Annotated in this window: 18 protein-coding genes; 13 read left to right on the top strand and 5 right to left on the bottom strand. The window is 68.3% G+C overall.

What is annotated here, in order from left to right; translation table 11 throughout:
* The first annotated feature begins 72 nt into the window (after positions 1-72).
* From ACYQ1K_RS25420 to ACYQ1K_RS25375, 10 genes are all read left to right on the top strand, one after another.
* Complete coding sequence (locus ACYQ1K_RS25420; protein WP_459986320.1) at positions 73-1,128, top strand: sugar ABC transporter substrate-binding protein; 1,056 nt, start codon at positions 73-75, stop codon at positions 1,126-1,128.
* Entirely contained in the window at positions 1,116-3,791 is a 2,676-nt protein-coding gene (locus ACYQ1K_RS25415; protein WP_459986317.1) for an ATP-binding cassette domain-containing protein, read from the top strand. Before ACYQ1K_RS25420 ends, ACYQ1K_RS25415 begins: the two co-directional genes overlap by 13 nt.
* 2 nt (positions 3,792-3,793) lie before the next feature.
* Positions 3,794-4,861, top strand: a complete 1,068-nt coding sequence (locus ACYQ1K_RS25410; protein WP_459986315.1) for an ABC transporter permease subunit — start codon at positions 3,794-3,796, stop codon at positions 4,859-4,861.
* A gap of 50 nt (positions 4,862-4,911) precedes the next feature.
* Entirely contained in the window at positions 4,912-5,442 is a 531-nt protein-coding gene (locus tag ACYQ1K_RS25405; protein ID WP_459986313.1) for a flavin reductase family protein, read from the top strand.
* A gap of 11 nt (positions 5,443-5,453) precedes the next feature.
* Complete coding sequence (locus ACYQ1K_RS25400) at positions 5,454-6,224, top strand: SDR family NAD(P)-dependent oxidoreductase (protein ID WP_459986312.1); 771 nt, start codon at positions 5,454-5,456, stop codon at positions 6,222-6,224.
* A 15-nt stretch (positions 6,225-6,239) separates the two neighbouring features.
* Positions 6,240-6,671, top strand: coding sequence for a GlcG/HbpS family heme-binding protein (locus tag ACYQ1K_RS25395; protein ID WP_459986311.1), 432 nt, complete (start codon positions 6,240-6,242; stop codon positions 6,669-6,671).
* 42 nt (positions 6,672-6,713) lie between these two features.
* Positions 6,714-7,850, top strand: a complete 1,137-nt coding sequence (locus ACYQ1K_RS25390; RefSeq protein ID WP_459986310.1) for an LLM class flavin-dependent oxidoreductase — start codon at positions 6,714-6,716, stop codon at positions 7,848-7,850.
* A gap of 90 nt (positions 7,851-7,940) precedes the next feature.
* A complete protein-coding gene (locus ACYQ1K_RS25385) occupies positions 7,941-9,143 on the top strand; it encodes a CaiB/BaiF CoA transferase family protein (protein WP_459986309.1) in 1,203 nt (400 codons plus the stop codon).
* A gap of 35 nt (positions 9,144-9,178) precedes the next feature.
* Complete coding sequence (locus ACYQ1K_RS25380) at positions 9,179-9,358, top strand: DUF5999 family protein (protein ID WP_459986307.1); 180 nt, start codon at positions 9,179-9,181, stop codon at positions 9,356-9,358.
* A 156-nt stretch (positions 9,359-9,514) separates the two neighbouring features.
* Positions 9,515-10,423, top strand: coding sequence for a TIGR03086 family metal-binding protein (locus ACYQ1K_RS25375; RefSeq protein ID WP_459986305.1), 909 nt, complete (start codon positions 9,515-9,517; stop codon positions 10,421-10,423).
* A 26-nt stretch (positions 10,424-10,449) separates the two neighbouring features.
* Here ACYQ1K_RS25375 and ACYQ1K_RS25370 read toward each other — a convergent pair whose 3' ends face one another.
* Positions 10,450-10,800, bottom strand: coding sequence for a UBP-type zinc finger domain-containing protein (locus ACYQ1K_RS25370; RefSeq protein ID WP_459986304.1), 351 nt, complete (start codon positions 10,798-10,800; stop codon positions 10,450-10,452).
* Between the two features lie 65 nt (positions 10,801-10,865).
* On the opposite strand from ACYQ1K_RS25370, the gene ACYQ1K_RS25365 reads away from it, so the two are divergent.
* On the top strand, positions 10,866-12,578 hold the full coding sequence (locus tag ACYQ1K_RS25365) for an NAD(P)/FAD-dependent oxidoreductase (protein WP_459986303.1): 1,713 nt from the start codon (positions 10,866-10,868) through the stop codon (positions 12,576-12,578).
* 56 nt (positions 12,579-12,634) lie between these two features.
* Here the strand turns inward: ACYQ1K_RS25365 and ACYQ1K_RS25360 are convergent, their stop codons facing one another.
* Together ACYQ1K_RS25360 and ACYQ1K_RS25355 are read right to left on the bottom strand one after the other, a co-directional pair.
* A complete protein-coding gene (locus tag ACYQ1K_RS25360) occupies positions 12,635-13,396 on the bottom strand; it encodes an SDR family NAD(P)-dependent oxidoreductase (RefSeq protein WP_459986302.1) in 762 nt (253 codons plus the stop codon).
* A gap of 209 nt (positions 13,397-13,605) precedes the next feature.
* Positions 13,606-14,832 carry an acetyl-CoA C-acetyltransferase gene (locus tag ACYQ1K_RS25355; protein ID WP_459986301.1) on the bottom strand — a complete coding sequence of 409 codons (1,227 nt, stop codon included), beginning with the start codon at positions 14,830-14,832 and terminating at the stop codon, positions 13,606-13,608.
* Between the two features lie 80 nt (positions 14,833-14,912).
* Here ACYQ1K_RS25355 and ACYQ1K_RS25350 point away from each other — a divergent pair, with 80 nt between their 5' ends.
* On the top strand, positions 14,913-15,509 hold the full coding sequence (locus ACYQ1K_RS25350) for a TetR/AcrR family transcriptional regulator (RefSeq protein ID WP_459986300.1): 597 nt from the start codon (positions 14,913-14,915) through the stop codon (positions 15,507-15,509).
* A 62-nt stretch (positions 15,510-15,571) separates the two neighbouring features.
* Here the strand turns inward: ACYQ1K_RS25350 and ACYQ1K_RS25345 are convergent, their stop codons facing one another.
* Positions 15,572-15,919, bottom strand: a complete 348-nt coding sequence (locus ACYQ1K_RS25345; RefSeq protein WP_459986299.1) for an HU family DNA-binding protein — start codon at positions 15,917-15,919, stop codon at positions 15,572-15,574.
* Positions 15,920-15,963: 44 nt separating this feature from the next.
* A complete protein-coding gene (locus tag ACYQ1K_RS25340) occupies positions 15,964-16,407 on the bottom strand; it encodes a LapA family protein (RefSeq protein ID WP_459986298.1) in 444 nt (147 codons plus the stop codon).
* A 155-nt stretch (positions 16,408-16,562) separates the two neighbouring features.
* Here ACYQ1K_RS25340 and ACYQ1K_RS25335 point away from each other — a divergent pair, with 155 nt between their 5' ends.
* Positions 16,563-16,733 (top strand): hypothetical protein, encoded by a 171-nt coding sequence (locus ACYQ1K_RS25335; protein WP_459986297.1) that lies wholly within the window; start codon positions 16,563-16,565, stop codon positions 16,731-16,733.
* Positions 16,734-16,915: the final 182 nt, after the last annotated feature.

Raw genomic sequence — 16,915 nt, 5'->3', positions numbered from 1 at the left:
CAGTGTGCGTCACACCGGGCGACGACGAACGGTGCCCTGCCCGCACTCACCCCATCTCCGAGAGGACCGTCCATGTCGCTGCAGCGACCCACGATCACCCGCAAGACGATCCGCACGCGCGCACTGCTCGCCCTTTGCCTGAGCGGAAGCATGGCGTTGGCTGCCTGTGGCTCCGGCGGCAAGGATTCCGCGACGGCCACCGAGGGCCAGAACGCCACCGCCCACTCGCGTCCGAAGACGCTCTATCTGATCAACCCTTCGGACGCCAATGCCTGGGCCAAGGCCTTCGCCGAGTCCTACACCAAGGTGCTCGAAGACGGCGGCGTCAAAGTGACCCGTCTGCAGAACAACTTCGATCCTGTTGCGGAGTCTCAGCAGTTCACGCAGGCGATCTCGCAGAAGCCCGGTGCCATCGCCGTGTTCGCCGCGGACTCCAAGGCATCGATCCCGGCCATCAAGCGGGCGGAGGCCGCCGGCATCCCCGTCTTCAACCTGACCAACAACATCGATGCCGAGGCCAAGTCGGCGCTCGTGTCGAACATCGTCAGCAACACTGAACAACTCGGCACGCTCGCTGGTGAGCTGCTTCAGCAGGGACTCAAGGACGCCGGCTACAAGAAGGCCAACATCCTCGCCCTCACCGGAGTGGCGAGCTCCAACGTCGTCATCGACGCGATGGCGGCGCTTCGCAAGCAGCTTGCCAGCACACCGGAGTACAAGATCGTGTCCGTCCAGGACACGCAGTGGGATCAGACCAACGCTCAGCAGCTCGCTTCGCAGGTGTTCGCTCAATGGGCGCCCAAGGGCGGCATCCAGGCGGTCTACGGCTCCAACGGCGCCAATGTGGCCGGCGCGATCGAGGCTGGTCAGAAGATCGGCCTGACGTTCGACGGCAAGGGGGGCATCGTCGCGGTCAGCGGCGCTTGCTTCCCGGTCGACTACGGCAACATCGACGGCGGGCTGGAATATGGCGCGGTCTCCGAGAGTCCACTCGATGAGGGCAAGGCCAGCGGTCAGATCAGCCTCGACTGGTTCAACGGCAAAGCTGTCCCGGCCAACGTCGCGCTCGACGAGTACACGATCACCAAGGCGAACCTGGCCGAGAAGGGCGACACATGCCGCTTCTAGGTCGCGCTCGCACGCGTGAGGCGGATCGAGCCCCGAGAGAGACGGAGCACGAGCTGGCCTCGACGTCGACCAGCACTGCCGCGTTGGTCGCCCTGAGCGGAATCGTGAAGTCCTACGGGGGCTTCCGCGCCCTGGATGACGTCAGCATCACGCTGGCGGCCGGAGAGATTCACGCCCTGTGCGGTCACAACGGCGCCGGGAAGAGCTCCATCGTTCGCGTCTTGTCGGGGCTGACGATTCCCGACGAGGGCACGCTCGAAGTCGACGGGGTTCCGGTCGCCATCCGAAGTCCCAGCGACAGTCAGCACCTGGGGATCGCCGTCGTCGAACAGGAACTGGCACAGGTCGGCGACCTCACCGTGGCCGACAACATCTTCCTCGGGCACGCTGATACGCCTCTGCGATACCGACGCCAGCATGAGCAGGCGCGCGAGCACCTGGACCGTGTCGGACTCACCGAGATCGACCCGGCGCAGCGGCTGCACGAGCTCCGGCTCGGGGAGCGACAGCTCGTCGAGATCGCCAGGATGCTCGCCAGGAAGGCTCGAGTGCTCGTCCTCGATGAACCCACCGCCACGCTGGGTGCCGCAGACATCGAGCGCGTCTTCTGTGTCCTGAACGACTTGGTCTCCCAAGGCTGCGGCGTCCTCTTCGTCACGCACCGACTCGGCGAGGTCTTCACCTACTGCGATCGCGTCACCGTTCTTCGGGATGGCCGTCGCATCGCAAGCCGACCGTTGGCAGAGATGACTCGCAACGAGCTTGTCGAGCTGATGGTGGACAGCAAGCCCGGTCGGCGCGCCGTCCCTGGGGCCAACGTCGTCCCGGGCGACCCGGTCTTGACGATCGAGGGAGTGACCGTCCCCGGCACCGTCGTCGACGCGTCGCTCACGGCGCATCGTGGACAGGTGGTCGCCCTTGCCGGGCAGGTCGGCTCGGGGGCCACCGAGCTCCTCCGTGCCGTCGCCGGCCTCGAGCCCACCGCAACCGGCGTCGTAGACCTCGGCGGACGCAGCGTCGCCTTGGGCAGTCGTCGCCGCGCGGCCAAGCATGCGATCGCCTATGTCACCGACGACCGCAAAGCGGATGGCTTGTTCTTCGACCGTGACGGCGTAGAGAACGTGGCGGCCGGCTATCTCGCCTGCCAGCCGACCCTCGCAACGACCCGTCGCGCCCGTCTCGTCGCGATGGCCGCCAAGCTGGGCGCACGAGCGCACTTCGACACCAACCGCCTCGAAGCCACCCCCGAGCAGCTCAGCGGCGGGAACCAGCAGAAGTTGCTCATCGCACGAGCGCTCTCAGGTGGCGCCGGCAACGGCGCCGTGCTGCTGAACGAGCCCACTCGCGGCGTCGACATCCACGCGCGCGGCGACATCCACGCGATGATGCGCGACGTCAGCGCCGCAGGAACGGCTGTCGTGTTCGCCTCGACCGATCTGGAGGAGGTGTTCGAGGTCGCCGACGTCATCTACACGATGTTCGCGGGCAGCATCGTCGCGAGGTATGAGCGGCAGGAAGCCGCAGCGACCCAGGTCCTCGCTGACATGACAGACCGCGATGCTGCCGCAGGCGGGCTCTTGCTCGACGAGATCGAGGAGGAGCTCGTCCGAGCCGCGGAGCAAGCGCCGACTCCTGTTGGGGCCGAGATCTCCTCTGCCTTGACGGATCCTGCGCGAGACTCCAGACGCGTCGATGAGCCGGAACCGCAAGAACCTGTTGCGGTCACCCACCGCACGTTGCTTCGACCCGTCATCGCAGTCCTGGCTGTCGTGGCTCTTGCCACTGCCGCGCTCACCACGCCCGGCTTCTTCTCAGTGACCAACGCGCAAGTCATCTTGACCAGTGCCACGATCACGGGACTTCTCGCGGTCGGCATCACGCCGATCATGATCTGCGGGCGTAGCTTCTCCTTGGCGATGGGTGTCGGGCTCATCATCTGCGCGATGGTGTTCCTCGAGGCTCTCCGCTGGAACATCCCCGTCGCGGTTGGTGCCGCAGTCCTGGTCGGACTGATCATGGGAGTCGCCCAGGGCTTCCTCATCGGCACGCTGGGCATCGAACCCATCATCGGCACGATCGCCTTCGGCTCCATCGCCACCGGAGTCGCCTTGTGGGCCACGGGCGGCAACACCGTTCTTCCAGCGACGACCTCCCGCACGTACAACGACCTGGCCAACACCGTGATTCTCGGCATCCCGCTCGAGACGCTGGTGCTCCTGGCAGTGGCAGCCGCCGTGTATGCGCTCATGCAGTGGACCGTGTGGGGACGCCAGTCCTATCTCGTGGGCGCCAACGACGCTGCTGCCCGCACGACCGGAATCTCGCGACCCCGCGTCGTCCTCATCGCGTTCACCATCGCCGGTGTCTGCGCCGGTGTCGCCGGTGTGCTCGTCGGAGCGCACAACTCAGCCGCCACCCTGGCCTTCACGATCACCTACGACTTCGATGCGCTCACTGCCGTGCTCGCCGGCGGCGTCCTCATCACCGGAGGGAGTGGGTCCGTCGGCCGCGCCCTGATCGGTGCGCTCGGGCTCGCCGTGCTCTCCGACCTCCTCCTGCTCCACGGGGCCGGTCTGGCCGAGCAGACCTTCGTCAAGGGACTGATCGTTCTCCTCGCAGTCTCCGTCACCGCCCGCGTACGCCGCAGGCAGAAGGGAGCATGAGGATGACCACGACACGAGCCGAACCAACGTCGGCCCCACCCTCCTCCTCATCCTGGCGTCTCGCCCGTCAATGGAACACCTCCTACCCGGTCTTCCTGGTCGTGGCTGCCAGCATGCTGACCCTGATGGCCGTCGGTGGACACCCGCCCACTGCTGCTCTGGGGTTCGCCGTCCTGCAGTACACCGCATCCATCGGGCCGGTAGCACTGGCGTTCGGGCTGGTGATGCTGGCAGGCCAGTTCGACCTGTCCGTCTCATCGGTCTTCGTGGTCGCGGGCATCATCGCCGTGAAGACAGGGAACTCGTCGTGGGTCCTCGGGCTCATGTGCGCGATCGCGTTCGCTGTCATCGTCGGCATCGTCCAGGGTCTTCTCGTCGGCCGCCTCGGAGCCCCGAGCCTGCCTGTCACTCTCGGTGGCCTCATCACCTTGGGTGGGCTGGCCTACGTCATGACCGGCAGCCAGTCGATCGCCTACGACGACTACGAGATCGGCATCAGGCTCCAAGAGCCGATCGCCACCTTCTTCTCGATCCAGAGCCTGGTTGCCCTGGCCTGTTTCGCGGTGGCACATGTCGTGCTGCGCTATGCCCGCCCGGGGCGCGACACCTACGCCGTTGGCGGCAATGCCTCTGCCGCCCGAAGTGCGGGCATCAAGGTTGCCCTCATCACGACGACAGTGTTCGCGGTCTCGGCTGCGCTCGCTGCGCTGTCCGGAGCCCTCGTTGCCTTCACGCTCGCCTCCGCCTCGCCGGTCAACGCCTCCGACCCGCTCATCCCGGCTGCCATCGGCGCGGTCGTCGGCGGCGTAGGTGTCCGGGGAGGAACAGGATCTCCACTCGGCGTGCTCGCCGGCGTCCTCACGTTGGGCATCATCCAAGCCGCCTTCAATGTCCTTGCGGCGCCTGAGTACGTCACCAAGCTCGTGTACGGCGCCCTTCTGATCGGAGCGCTGATCGCCGCGACCGACGGGCAGTCCGCGTGGCGTGCGTTCGTCGCGCGGAGATCTTCCTGGGCTCCAACCGTTCGGGATCAGGACAGTCGTGTGCGCCGCCCGGATAGCCCGTCGTGAGCGTCGTCACAACACTGAAACCACGCCGAGCCCAAGACCCAGGAGCGAGCATGACCCAGACCGCAGAGAACCCGCTCACGCAGCCCGGTCACGACCCGTCGCTGCCAGCAGACTTCCGTAGTCTGCTGGGCGCCTTCGCCACCGGCCTGACCATCGTGACCGCTCAGACGCCGGAAGGCCCGGTCGGCTTCACCTGCCAGTCCTTCTCCTCTCTATCCCTCGAACCGCCCCTGGTGACGATCTGCCCCTCGCGGACCTCGTCGACCTGGCCGAGGATCGCCCCCTACGGACGGTTCTGCGTCAACGTCCTCAGCACCTCCCAGGAGCAGCTGAGCAAGCGGTTCGCCACCTCCGGCATCGACAAGTACGCCGATCAGGTCTGGTCCCCATCACCGAGCGGGGACCCGATCCTCGAGGACTCCCTGGCCTGGCTGGACTGTCGCATCGAGCAGGTCCACGACGGCGGCGACCATCACATCGTGGTCGGCCGCGTCCGGGCCATGGGGTCTGGGGCTCAGGAACAGCCACTGCTGTTCCACCGTGGGCGATACGCCCGACTCTCGGGAAACCACCACCACTGAAAGGAAGCATCGTGGCTCGATTGCAGGGAAAGACGGCGCTCATCACCGGCGCCACCGGAGGCCAGGGCAGGGTTGCTTGCCAGACCTTCGCCGAGGAGGGCGCGGCAGTTCTCGCCACTGACCTCGATGCCTCTGCCGGGGCGGAGCTCGAACGGACACTGCGCGACAAGGGTCTCGACGTCACGTTCGTCGCGGCGAATCTGTCGACCACCCCCGGCGTCCAGCAGCTCGCGGAGGCGACGGGGGAGTGCTTCGACGGCCTGGACATCCTCTACGCCAACCACGGCATCATCCTCGGCAGCCCGCTCCTGGACACCTCTGAAGAGGAGTGGGACCGCATCCAGGACGTCAACCTCAAGAGCGTCTTCCTGCTCACCAAGCACCTCGCGCCACAGATGGCCGGACGGGGAGCGTCGATCATCAACGTCTCCTCGATCGGTGCGCTGACCGTGTTCCCCAACCTGTCGGCGTACGGCGCAGCCAAGGCTGGCCTGGCCATGTTCTCCAAGTGCGCGGCTGTCGACCTCGCGCCCTTGGGCATCCGTGTGAACGCGATCTGTCCCGGTGTCATCGACACTCCGATGCCACGCAGCTTCATCGCGACGCTTCCCGACAAGCCCGAAGCCGAGGTCGTCATGCAGGCGTTCGCCGACGGCGCCGTCGTGGGGCGCCTGGGCCGGCCCGAAGAGGTGGTCTCTCTCGCGCTGTACCTCGCCAGCGACGAGTCCACCTTCATGACCGGATCCGTCCTGACCGTCGACGGCGGCTGGTCCCTCACCTGAGCAAGGAGCTCCCCCATGACGACAACCACCACGCACTACTCGCTCGCAGCTGAGACAGTCAGCGCGCTCATCACAGCCGCCGCCCAGGCCGCTGTCGACCACGGCAAGCCGATGACCATCGCGGTCGTCGACGACGCCGGGTCGCTCCAAGGCTTCCTTCGCATGGATGGCGCACCACTGCTCAGCGTCCAGCTGGCTCAGGACAAGGCCCACACCGCTGCCGCGTTCGGGATCCCGACCGACCAGTGGCACGAGTTCATCAAGAACGACCCACCGCTCGCGGTCGGCATCCCGCACGTCCCGCGCCTGGTGATCTTCGGCGGCGGCTACCCCGTGTATGTGGATGGGCACCTGGTGGGTGCGCTCGGCATCAGCGGCGGCCACTACAGCGACGACATGGCGGTGGCGGAAGCCGCCCTCAAGTCCACCGGCCTGCAGTCCGCCTGACCCCCTTCCGACCTTCCCTCCGACCGGACACAAGGAACCGACATGACCCAGACCATCGACCGCGACGAAGCAGTGGCGGACTACCGCGCGGCCCACGTCCCGCTCTACAACAAGCAGAAGCTCAAGCTCGGGCTCTTCGGCACGAACGTCAGCAACGGCCTGACGATGACCCACGCCGAGACGAGCTTCCGGCCCACCTGGGAGCAGAACGTCTCGATCGCCCGTGCCGCGGACGATCTCGGCTTCGAGATGATGGTGCCCGTCGCTCGCTGGCGAGGCTTCGGCGGCGCGACCGACTTCAACGGCGAGTGCTTCGAGACCTACACCTGGGCAGCTGGCCTCGCTGAGGCCACCGAGAACATCATGGTCTTCGCGACCACGCACCTTCCCACGGTCCACCCCATCGTCGCGGCGAAGATGGCGACGACCGTGGACCACATCGCGGCTGGTCGATTCGGTCTCAACGCGGTGATGGGCTGGTTCTCCCCGGAGATGGAGATGTTCGGCGGCGACCAGCGTCTGCACGACGACCGGTATGCCTTCGGGGACGAGTGGATGACCGTGGTCAAGCGGCTGTGGGCCGACGACGGCGCCTTCGACTTCACCGGGACGTACGTCACCGTGCGGGGTGCTCAGGCGCAGCCGAAGCCCATCCAGAAGCCCGGTCCCGTGCTCGTCAATGCGGGGAACTCGCCGGCGGGGATCGCGTTCTCCGCCAAGCACGTCGACTTCAACTTCGCCACCGTCGACACCTTGGAGAACGCCGCGGCCTATGCGACCAAGGTCCGCGACGTGGCCCGCAGCGACTACCAGCGCGAGATCGGCCTGATGACCTATGCCTTCATCATCTGCCGTGACACCGAGGCTGAGGCCGAGCAGGTCCGCCAGGCCATCCTCGACGCCGGTGACTGGGAAGGCGCCAACAACCTGATGTCGGTGCTCGGGTTGCAGAGCGAGTCGTATGCCACCCAGCTGCGGCAGTTCCAGGAGCGCTTCGTCCTCGGGTACGGCGGCTACCCGATCATCGGCACCCCGGAGCAGGTCGTCGAACAGCTGGGCGGCCTTTCCGCTGCGGGCATGGACGGCGTGATCATGGGCTTCCTGGACTACCAGCGCGAGCTCGCCGACTTCGGCACGAAGGTCATGCCTCTTCTCGTGGAGGCCGGACTGAGGTCCTGAGTCCGCCGGGCGGCTCCCGCGAACGCGTCGACGCCATCGGGAGCCGCCCCCCAACCCCTTTCCTGCGCGAGCATCTCTCTAGGAGCACCCATGACCACCACCCCTCCCGCTGCGCTCGACGGCATCCGGGTCGTCGAGATGGGCCAGCTGCTGGCCGGCCCGTTCTGCGGCCAGCTCCTCGGCGACTTCGGCGCCGAGGTGATCAAGATCGAGCCCCCGAAGGTGGGGGATCCTCTGCGCCAATGGGGCCGGGGCAAGGCCGACGGACGATCGCTGTGGTGGCCCATCGTGGCGCGCAACAAGTTGTCGGTGACGCTCGACCTCCGCACCGAGACCGGGCAGGACATCGCGCGGCGCCTCATCGCCACCGCCGACGTCCTGCTGGAGAACTTCAGGCCCGGGACCCTCGAGCGGTGGGGCCTGGACCCGGAGACGCTCTGGTCCCTCAACCCGGGACTGGTCATCGTCCGCGTGACGGGCTTCGGCCAGACCGGCCCGTACTCGTCCCAGGCCGGATACGGGTCCATCGGTGAGGCCATGGGCGGGCTCCGCTACATCACGGGCGACCCCGACCGGCCTCCGTCTCGCACCGGGCTGAGCATCGGCGATTCCCTGGCGGGGACGTATGCCGCGCTGGGAGCGCTCGCTGCGCTCAGGGCGAGGGAGCACACGGGGCGCGGGCAGATCGTCGACTCCGCGATCTACGAGGCGGTGCTCGCCATGACGGAGTCGCTCGTCACCGAGTGGGACGTGGTCAAGTATCAGCGCGAACGCACCGGCGCCGTGCTGCCCAACGTCGCCCCGAGCAACGTCTACCCAACCGCCGACGGAGCCGAGATCCTCATCGCGGCCAACCAGGACACCGTCTTCCGACGGCTGGCTGCCCTCATGGGACAACCCGAGCTCGCAGACGATCCCCGGTATCGCGACCACAACAGCCGTGGACGCAACCAGGAGGAGCTCGACGACCTCGTGGCGGCGTGGACCGCGACGCATGGCGCGGCGCAGCTGCTGGCCGTCCTCAACGCCGAAGGTGTCCCGGCAGGGCGCATCTACAAGGCCGAGGACATGTTCGACGATCCGCACTTCCGCGCCCGCGAGGCCATCGTCCGGGTGCCCCACGATGAGCTGGGTGACCTCGCCATGCAGAACGTCGCCCCCAAGCTGTCCGACACGCCCGGGCGGATCCGATGGGCGGGGACTGAGCTCGGGAGCCACACCGAGGCCGTGCTCAAAGAGCTCGGGATCGACGACGCCGAGCTCGCCGACGCGCGTGCTCGTGGCGTGATCTGACGAGTTGAGATGAACCAAGAGTGAAGGAGAGGACCATGTGCGAACACATCCCTGCCTGCCCGGCAGCAGACGAGCCCTGCTGCTGTCAGGCCCACATCGTCGCGGATCGCTATGAGCAGGGTTGGTGCAGGCTCTGCAATGGGGTGATCGTGTTCGACGACGGGGTCTTTCTGAGTCCTGCGGGCGTCATGGCCCAGATCCCTCGAGTCGCGTGAGACTCCCTCGCAGTGGTCCGGCCGTGAGGTGAGCAGCGGACCCGCCCGACGTCGCCCGAAATCCGGTGATGCGCTCGGCACCGTCCAGCGGGAGGATGGGCCGTGGACCGCGCGGTCGCTCGGCACCCCGGCGGCCTGACCTGAGAGGAGCGCTCGATGGATGTGAACACGGTCTACCACCGGACGGTCGAGTTCTTCGCCGACCGGGTCAACGCGGTGAAGGCGGACCAATGGGGGGACCCGACGCCGTGCACCGACTGGACGGTGCGCGACCTGACCAACCATGTGACCTACGAGGACCTCTGGACCGTTCCGCTCATGGAGGGCGCCACCCTCGAGGAGGTCGGTGACCGCTTCGACGGGGACGTGCTCGGCGCGGATCCGATCGGGTCCGCGCTCGCCGCCGCCCGGGCGGCGATCGCATCGGTCGCGAAGGAGCTGCCCCGTGGCGACACGGTGCACCTCTCGTTCGGCGACGTCCCGAGCCCGGAGTATGCAATGCAGCTGGCAGCCGATCACCTGATCCATGGCTGGGACCTGGCGGTGGCGACTGATGGCGACACCCGCATGGACCCTCACCTCGTCCGGGCAGTCGCGGACTGGTTCGACGACCGGGAGGAGCTCTATCGGGGCGGGGGTGCCATCACGGCACGCCGGTCGCTCAGCGGCGAGGCGCAGCACGACCTCTTGGCTCGGTTCGGCCGCGACGGAGCATGGGGACGCCACCACCGTGCGCTGGTCAGGTTCAACGCCGCCTTCGGATCGGGCGACCTCGACGCCGCGCTCGCGCTGGTGACCGACGACATCGTGTTCGAGAGCACCTCGCCGGCGCCCGACGGCGAACGCCACGAGGGCCGTGAGGCGGTCCGGGCCGCTTGGGCACCGGTGATGGAGACCCCCGAGATGAGCTTCACCGAAGAGGAGTCCTTCGTGTCGGCCGACCGTGCCGTGGTCCACTGGCGCTATGCCTGGGGCGGGACGGAGCCCGGCCACGTCCGCGGGGTCGACGTGCTGCGGTTCCGCGACGGGCTGATCTGCGAGAAGCTGTCGTACGTCAAGGGCTGAGGGATGAGCGGAGTGCGCACCGCTGATCAGGGATGCAGCCTCCGCTCCCAGTCGGCGGGGACCCGGCCGGCGGGCCCTGGGGTCGGCTGCGAGGCCGGGTGGCACTGCGGGTCGGCCAGCCGGGGGCCCTCGACGTACTGCGCATGCTTGTAGTCCCAGAACCAGTCCTCGTCGGGCTCGAAGCTCCGCACGAACGGATGCCCGGCCTCGAACGCATGGCGACTGGCGTGCTGGCCGGGGGAGGAGTCGCAACAGCCGATGTGCCCGCACTGCGCGCAGCGACGCAGATGCAGCCACCAGCCCGACGACTCCTCGCACTCGAGGCAGCCTGTGCCGCTCGGAACAGCTGTCGGGTCGACTCCCTGCTGAGTGCTCACTGATCCTCCTGTCATCTCTGTTGTCATCTCTGTCCTGCGCGTGGCACCAACACTAGGCTGACGCGGTGGAAGGCGATCCCGCAATCATCCTCGTGTCCGGTGACCACGCCGATGTGCTCCGTGAGGAGTTCCGAAGTCGCTACGAACGCGACTACGACCTCCGGGTCGCCGGCGGCTCCGGTGAGGCGGAGGCCATCGCACGGGCGGTCTGCGAGGGCGGCGGCACGGTCGCCTTGTTCGTCAGCGACTCCCGTCTGCCCGACGTCGACCACATCTTCGAGGCCATCCACCGGTGGCGGCAGGTGATCCCCACCGCACGCAAGGTGATCGCCGCCCACTGGGACCACTTCGTCGAGGACGGCCCGCCGCTGCGGATCGGGCTGGCGAAGGGGAAGTACGACGCCTACCTCCTGATGCCCCGCGGCCGCCGCGACGAGGAGTTCCACCACGCGATCACCGACCTGTTGTCGGACTGGGGATCGACGGTGCCCCAGCCCGAGGTGGTCAGCGCCAAGATCCTCTCGCCGCGCCAGGATGCCCTCACGATGGCGATCCGCGACTTCCTCGACCGGATGGGCATGCAGAACAAGGTGTGGGATCCCGCCGACCCCGCCATCAGTGAGTACGTCGCCATGATCAAGGCCGAGCTCGGCGTGGACGACCTGCGCTACCCCGTCGTCTACGCGGCCAACCGCGTGCCGGTCCAGGCCACCAGCGTCCGCGACGTCGCGGTCTCTCTCTACGGACGTCCGGGTGACTTCCATGTCGACGGCGTCGTCGACCTCGCGATCGTCGGCGGAGGCCCCGCCGGGCTGGCAGCGGCGGTGTACGGCGCCTCCGAGGGTCTCTCCGTCGTCGTGCTCGAGGCCGAGGCGATCGGCGGCCAGGCCGGCACGAGCTCGATGATCCGCAACTACCTCGGCTTCCCCCGAGGCATCTCCGGCATGCGGCTGGCGCAGCGTGCCCGCAACCAGGCGCTTCGCTTCGGCACCGACTTCTTCACCGGCTGGGAGGTCAACGCACTGATCCCAGGACCCGACGGCGAGCCACACCAGATCTGCACCGACGGCGGCGACGTCCGAGCTCGCACCGTGCTGGTCTCCAGCGGCGTGGCCTACCGCAAGCTCGGCGTACCTGCCCTCGAGGACCTCGTCGGTGCCGGCGTCAACTACGGGGCCGCGATGACGGCCGCCCGGGAGATGGAGGGGTACGACGTGGTCGTCGTCGGGGGAGGCAACTCCGCCGGTCAGGCCGCGCTGCACCTGGCGAAGTTCGCCGGCTCGGTCACGATCGTCGTCCGTCGGCCCGGTCTCGAGGAGACGATGTCGCAGTATCTGATCGACGAGATCAGCTACAACGAGCGGATCCGGGTCCTGCCGTGCACGCGTGTGGTCGACGGCGGCGGGGACGGCCAGCTGGAGTGGGTCTGCCTGGAGGACGTCAACACCGAGGAGCGCACCACGACGGAGGCGCGCGGCCTGTTCCTCCTGCTCGGCGCGGAGCCTCGGTGCGACTGGCTGCCGCCGGAGCTGGCCCGGGACAGGTTCGGGTTCATCCTCACCGGCCGCGACGTGCCGCGCGAGCTGTGGGTCGAGGGGCTGCCCCCGGCCAACCTGGCGACGACGGTGCCGGGGATCTTCGCTGCCGGCGACATCCGGTCGGGGTCGATGAAGAGGGTCGCCGCCGCCAGCGGGGAGGGCGCGTCCGTCGTACCCCTGGTGCATGCCTTCCTCGCCCCCGTGCCCGAGAGCGAGGTCGGCACGGCACCGGTCTCCTGATGGGTCGTGTCCGCCCGCCGTGAGAGCGGGCGGACACGACCCCAGGCGCTGCGTCCTCAGCCGAGGGTGGCGCCGCCGTCGACGTAGAGCGTCTGGCCTGTGATGTAGGAGGCCTCGTCGCTGGCCAGGAAGGTGGCGGCGGCGGCGATGTCGTCGGGGTGGCCGACGCGCTTGACGGGGTTGGCCTCGGCGGAGAGGCGGCGGAACTCGTCGACGTCGAGCTTGAGTCGGGCGGCGGTGGCGTCGGTCATCTCGGTGGCGATGAAGCCGGGGGCGATGGCGTTGACGTTGATGCCGTAGGGGCCCAGCTCGATGGCCAGGGTGCGGGTGAAGCCCTGGATGCCCATCTTGGCGGCGGCGTAGTTGGCCTGGCCGCGGTTGCCCAGGGCAGAGGTGGAGGAGACGTTGACGATCTTGCCGTACTTCTGCGCCACGAAGACGGCCTGCGCGGCCTTGCTCATCAGGAAGGCGCCCTTGAGGTGGACGTTCATGACGAGGTCCCAGTCGTCCTCGGTCATCTTGAACAGCAGGTTGTCGCGGGTGATGCCGGCGTTGTTCATCAGGATGTGCAGCCCGCCGAGCTCGTCTGTGACCCGTGCGATGGCGGCGTCGACGTCGGCCGGTTTGCCGACGTTGGCGCCGATCCCGACATGGGTGGCCTGCCCGGGCAGGTTCTTGGCCGCGTCCGCGGCGGCGCTCTCGTCGAGATCGATCACCGCGACCGACGCGCCCTCCTGGGCGAACCGGGTCGCCACCCCGAACCCGATGCCCCGTGCTGCGCCGGTGATCACGGCCACGCGTCCGTCGAAACGCCCCATCATGTGCTCCTTCTCAAGTCTTTCTCGTGCTTGCTCAATCGTGCTTGCTCAATCGTGCGTGCGGTGCCGGCGTGTGGTGCCGGCGTGCTGTGCCGGCGTGCTGTGCCGGCGTGCTGTGCCGGCGTGTGGTGCCGGCGTGCTGTGCCGGCGTGCTGTGCCAGCGTGCTGTGCCGCTCGGCACGCCGCCGTGGAACTGGGTGCCTTGCCTCTCAGAGGCGTTCGAGGATGAGGGCCATGCCCTGGCCGCCGCCGACGCACATGGTGATCAGGCCGGTGGTCTTGTCGTGCCAGTCCAGGCTGTTGAGCATGGTGTTCTGCAGCCGGGCGCCGGTCATGCCGAAGGGGTGGCCGATGGCGATGGCGCCGCCGTTGACGTTGAGCCGGTCGAGGTCGATGCCGAGGTCCTGGTAGGAGGGGACGACCTGGGCGGCGAAGGCCTCGTTGATCTCGACGAGGTCGATGTCGTTGATGCTCATCTTCGCGTTTGCCAGGGCCTTCTTGGTGGCCTCGACCGGGCCGAGGCCCATGATCTCCGGCGACAGGCCCGACACGCCGGTGGCCACGATGCGGGCCAGCGGGGTGACGCCGAGCTCGGCGGCCTTGGTGTCGGACATGATCACCACGGCGGCGGCGCCGTCGTTGAGGGGGCAGCAGTTGCCGGCGGTGACGACGCCATCGGGCCGGAAGACCGGCTGGAGGGCGCTGATGGCGTCGTAGGTGACCCCGGCGCGGGGGCCGTCGTCGGCGGTCACGACGGTGCCGTCGGGGGTGGTGACCGGGGTGATCTCGCGGGCCCAGAACCCGTCGGCGATGGCCTTCTCAGCCAGGTTCTGCGACCGGACCCCGAACTCGTCCAGCTCCTGGCGAGACAGGCCGCGCAGGCTGGCGACGTTCTCGGCGGTCTGGCCCATCGCGATGTAGACGTCGGGCAGCAGACCGTCGGTGCGCGGGTCATGCCACGGGCCGGTCGCGGTGCTGCCGGCCTCGGCGGTCTTCGCGGTGCGGGTCTGGGCGTCGTCGAAGAGGTGGTTGACGGTGTCGGGGATGTGGTCGGAGGTGCCCTTGCTGAACCGGGAGACCGTCTCCACGCCAGCCGAGACGAAGATGTCGCCCTCGCCGGCCTTGATCGCGTGGAACGCCATCCGGGTGGTCTGCACCGAGGAGGAGCAGTATCGGGTGATGGTCGCGCCGGGCACCGAGTCCCACCCGTTGAGCACCGAGACGACGCGGGCCATGTTGTTGCCCGACTCACCCCCAGGCAGGCCACAGCCCAGCAGCAGGTCGTCGATCGTGCTCGGGTCGAGGCCGGGGACCTTCTCCACCGCCGTCTTGACGATGAACGCGGCCAGGTCGTCGGGACGGAAGTCCTTCAACGAGCCCTTGTTGGCGCGACCGATCGGCGTGCGAGCGGCTGAGACGATGACGGCTTCAGGCATGGACGGGACTCCCTGACAATGGGTAACGTGAGCGAACGCTTAGGTATGCGTACGCTTAGATTCGCACGAGAGGGGAGCACGTGTCCAGAGTGACCACGAACACGACGCCGGCACAACGCCGCATCCTCGATGCTGCGGTCGACGCGTTCGCCGAGCACGGGTTCGGTGGCACCGCCACACGCGACATCGCCACGCGCGCGGGTCGCAGCCCTGCGGCGGTCTACATCCACTATGAGACGAAGGAAGAGCTCCTCTTCGCGATCAGCCTGGGGGGCCATCAGGCTGCGCTCGCATGCCTACGCGGAGCGTTGGAGTCGAGCGACGACCCCGTGTGCCGGATCGCCGAGGCGATCCGAAGCTTCAGCCTGTGGCACATGGAGAACGCGAAGCTGGGACGGATCGTGCAGTACGAGCTGCATGCCCTCTCGCCGGCTCACCGTGCCCAGATCGACGAGCTGCGCCGGCAGATCAACGGCCTGCTGGTCGGCGCCCTCCGGGCCGGTGTCTCGACGGGCGACTTCGAGATCGACGACCTCGAGTCCGCTGCCAGGGCTCTGCTCTCGATGTGCATCGACTTCGTCCGATGGTTCGATCCCGCCATTGCCAAGGATCGGCACCTGACGGCTCGCCGCTATGCCGATCTGGCCCGTCACATGCTCCGCAGCCGCGCTCGCTGACCGCTGTCGTACGTCGGCCCGGCGAGCGCAGGGGCGGCGTCCTGGGTGAAGCCGTGGCCGACCTACCCGTTGAGCTGCTTCTTCAGGGCCGAGGCGGGCTTGAAGCCGGCGCTGGTCGACGCCGCGATGTCCATGGTCTCGCCGGTCTGGGGGTTGCGGCCGGTGCGAGCGGCGCGTTCCCGGATCTCGAAGGTCCCGAAGCCGGCGAGGGCGACTGACTCACCCTTCGCCAGCGCGTCCGAGATCCCCCTCAGCGCGGCCTCGAGCGCCCGGCCGGCCGCTGCCTTGTCCGTGCTGGTCTCCTGGGCGATGTGCTCGACGAGCTCGCTCTTGTTCATGGTTCCTCCGTGTTCGACCAAGTGTCTGCCACTCTTGCCTTGCTGCTCAGTGCGTGCCCGCGCCGAGCTCATGCCATGCATCATCATGGCCCCACATGCCGTCGTACGGCCGCAGGCTAGGCCCTCGTGGCGCGCCGCTGGTCGCGCCGGACGCGGCTGCGGAGCTGCCAGATGCGCAGCGTCCCGGCGACGGCGGCGACGAAGAGCCCTGCGACGGTGGCGATGAGCAGGGCCACTGCGAGCGGTGCGTGACCGTTCCAGCCGAGGAACGACACCGTCACCGTGCGGGTGTTCTGCGCGATGAAGATGATCAGCAGGATCAGCACGATGGCGAGCGCCACGAGGCCGGTCCACGCTCGCCCAGCTGTCGACGAGCGGAGGGGGTCGCGGCCGGTCGGCGCCGGTGCCGCGCTGTCACGGGTCGAGATATCGGGGTCGACGCCTGCGGCGCCTGCCGGGGTCGCGCCTGCCGGGGTCGCGCCTGCCGGGGTCGCGCCTGCCGGGGTCGCGCCTGCCGGGGTCGCGCCTGCCGGGTCGGGAGAGTGGTGTTGCTCAGTCATGCCGACTGGTACCCGGCTTCCGCGCCCGATCCCCGTGCATACTTCGCGGTCCGGCTGGTTACCTCACCGGCGTGAGCGGCGGCCGCGCCGCCGGTCACGTGACCCCAACGTCAAGGAGCGGCGTGACGGTTCTGCCTCGTCTTCAGGAGTGCGTCATGACGACACCCACTCAGGACCAGCCTCTCGTCCATCAGTTCATCCGTCGCTACGGACGTCGTCCGACCGAGGAGGAGCTGGCGCGCTTCGAAGCGAGGCGGGCAGAGGGCACCGCCGTGGTGACCCTCGGTCTCCGGCGCCAGCTGGCGCGGCTGATCACGAAAGCCTGAGTTTCCGCATGCGCTAAGCGCTCGACCCGGCCGCCGCGTGCTCGTGGCTGCGCCTCGTGGCGGTGCGCGGGCGGATGTGTCTGACGTGGCCGGCCTGCGCGCGGGAGCCCAGGGGCGCGCGGGCGTCTGCGTGGTCGGTTCGTGCTGTCGTCATCGGCCGGTCGGCCGCGCGGTCCGGCGCT

It is taken from the genome of Nocardioides sp. AN3, assembly GCF_054653495.1.
The sequence above is the reverse complement of the archived record's forward strand: the minus strand, read 5'-3'. Positions and strand labels throughout refer to the sequence as shown.